The organism is Kitasatospora sp. NPDC092948, assembly GCF_044754805.1.
GTDB lineage: Bacteria > Actinomycetota > Actinomycetes > Streptomycetales > Streptomycetaceae > Kitasatospora.
Window position 1 is genome coordinate 1 of sequence record NZ_JBIVPU010000032.1, and the last position, 2804, is coordinate 2804.

The following is a 2804-nucleotide window of genomic DNA, read 5'->3' on the forward strand; positions in this document are numbered from 1 at the left end:
ACCGACGTCGCCACCACCGGCGGCGCGGCACAGACCGTCAAGGTGCTCCCGCAGACCGCCGGCCTGCACATCCTGACGGCACGCGCCGTCAACGGAGTCGGGACCGTCTCGCAGCCCGAGACGTACTACTTCAACGTCCTGGCCGGGCAGGGCCAGCGGGACGGCTGGAACATGGACGGCAACCTGAACGGCCGCGGCGCGGAGACTCCCGCCACGCTCGGATCGGGTGCCACCGCGGGCGCTCCGGGGCACGCCGGCAACGCCCTGGCGTTCAACGGCGACGCGGCGACCGGCTACGCGCAGACCGATGCCGCCGTGCTCGACACCTCGCGCAGCTTCTCCGTCTCCAGTTGGGTGCAGTTCAACGGCGCCACCTCGAACCGTGTCGCGGTGAGCCAGAACGGCCCGAACTACTACGCGTTCACGCTCGGCACCAACGTCGTCGGCACGGAGAGCCGCTGGGCGTTCAAGGTGCAGAGCGCCGCGGGCGACGCCGACACCACCACCTTCGCGGCCGTCGCGGGCACCGCCGCGCCGACCGGTCAGTGGACCCACCTCACCGGCGTGTACGACGCCCCGTCGCGCGCGCTCCAGCTGTACGTCAACGGGGTGCTGGCCAGCACCGCGGTGGTCCCGAACGTCCTGTGGGACGGTCACGGGCCGGTCCAGTTCGGACGTGACCGCTGGAAGGGCCAGTGGTCCGCCGCGTGGCCCGGCTCGATCGACGAGGTCAAGATGTGGGACCGGTCCCTGACGGCGGCCCAGACCGCGCAGGTCGCCGCCGATCAGACCCCCGCCGGCAGCGCGGCCAAGGCCGTCTGGCACTTCGACGAGGACAGCGGAACCACCACCGTCAAGGGCGCGCCCGAATCGGACGCCCTGACCGCCTACGGGTCGGTGCAGACCGGTGTGCCCGGCATCGACGGCCAGGCCATCCACCTGGACGGCTCCACCGGCTACCTGCGCACGGCCCGTCCGCAGGTGGACGGCGCCCGGGACTTCTCAGTCTCGGCGTGGGTGAAGCTGCCCAAGCTCGCCGACAGCGACACCACCGCCCGGATCGCCATCACCCAGATCGGCCAGCACAACAGCGAGTTCTCGCTGTACTACTCGGCCGCCTGGAAGCGCTGGTCGTTCGGCCGGTACAAGGAGGACACCGCGGCCGACACCCTGGTGCGCACCTGGCAGCAGGACTGCACCCCGAACACCATGGTCGGCAACGTCCCGTGCTTCGCCGGCAACACCGGCGAGTGGACGCACCTGATCGGCGTCAGCGACACCACCGCCAAGAAGACCCGCCTCTACATCAACGGGTACCTGGTCGCCGAGTCGGACTACACGCAGAACTCGCCGTGGGCCAACCCCGGCCCGCTGCAGATCGGCGCCGTCAACCGCGAAGGCGCCAACGGCGAGTTCTTCGGCGGCGACATCGACGACGTCCGGGTCTTCGACCGGATCATCACCAACCCGGAAGCCACCGCGATGGCCCAGCAGCACCCCGTGCTGGCCGGCCGCTGGAAGCTCAACACCTCCACCTCCGGCACCACGCCCGACGAGAGCCAGGCCCACCTCGCCGCGACCCTGGGCACCGGCGCCACCGTCGACCCCAACGGCGCGGGCATCCTGATGACCCCCGGCTTCCTCCAGCTCAACGGCACCACCGGCTACGCCGCCACCGCGACCGCCCCGCTGCACACCAGCCAGAGCTTCACGCTCGCCGGCTGGGCGAACACCGCGGGCACCCCGACCCGGGACATGACGGCGCTGTCCCTGAACGGCGCCAACAACAGCCCCGTCACCGTGCGCTGGCACTACCTGGGCAAGAACAGCAACGGCGTCGACCTCGGTGAGTGGCAGGCCGAGGTCCGCACCACCGACGCCGTCACCGGATTCGTCCGCACCACCGTCAACCACAGTGCACAGCAGTCGGTTTGGGACAACTGGACCCACCTCGCCGTCACCTACGACGGCTTCTCCCACCGACTGGTGCTCTACGTCAACGGCGATCCCCAGAACCAGGTCTGCGCCGCCGGCGCCACCGACTGCACCACTTACGTCTCCTCCGCCGGGGCCTCCCAGCCCTACGAGGCGACCGGCGGCCTGCAGCTCGGCCGCAACCGCATCGGCAACGCCTGGGGCGAGTACTTCTCCGGCCAGCTCGACGACGTCTGGGCCTACCAGGGCGTCCTGAGCGCCGCCCAGGTCTACGCGCTCGCCGCGAACCCCGACGAGCCGCCGACCCCGACCACCTGACCTTCCTTCCGCTTCGGGCCGGGCAGCCGCCAGCTGTCCGGCCCGCTGTCCCTCCATGCCCGGTCACGGGCCCAACTCTGAGGAAACCCATCGTGAGAACAGGACGGTCCGTCATCAGGCGGACCCGAGGAAGGGTCGCCGCCACGGTCGCGGCCACCCTGGTGGGATCACTGATCCCCACCCTGCCGCTGGCCGCCATGGCGGCGGCAGCCCCGTACGAGAAGCCCTCCGCCGTCTCGCCCGAGAAGCCGGTCAAGGGTCATGACGTCAAGGCCAAGGCGCCCAAGGCCGACACCACTGTCAGCAAGGCCGATGGCAAGCACGGTTCCCTGCCCGGCAAGGGCAGTGCCACCGTCGATGTTCCCGGCGAGCGGGGCAAGGCCGTCAAGGCCGGCAAGCTGCCCGTGTCCCTGACCTCCTCCGGCGCGGCCGCGAAGGCCGCCAAGGTCGAGCTGTTCGACCAGGACGCGGCCGCCAGGGCCGGTGTCAGCGGCGTGCTGTTCACCGTCGCCGGGGTGAACGACAGCTCCGGCGTCGCGGTCGACTACTCG

General features: G+C 70.9%; 2 protein-coding genes. Both read left to right on the top strand.

The window, feature by feature from the left end; translation table 11 throughout:
* Positions 1-2253: LamG-like jellyroll fold domain-containing protein (locus ACIQF6_RS36220; protein WP_400903285.1), on the top strand; the 2253-nt coding region annotated here is incomplete at its 5' end.
* A gap of 161 nt (positions 2254-2414) precedes the next feature.
* A partial coding sequence (locus ACIQF6_RS36225) for a hypothetical protein (protein WP_400903288.1) occupies positions 2415-2804 on the top strand: 390 nt, incomplete at its 3' end.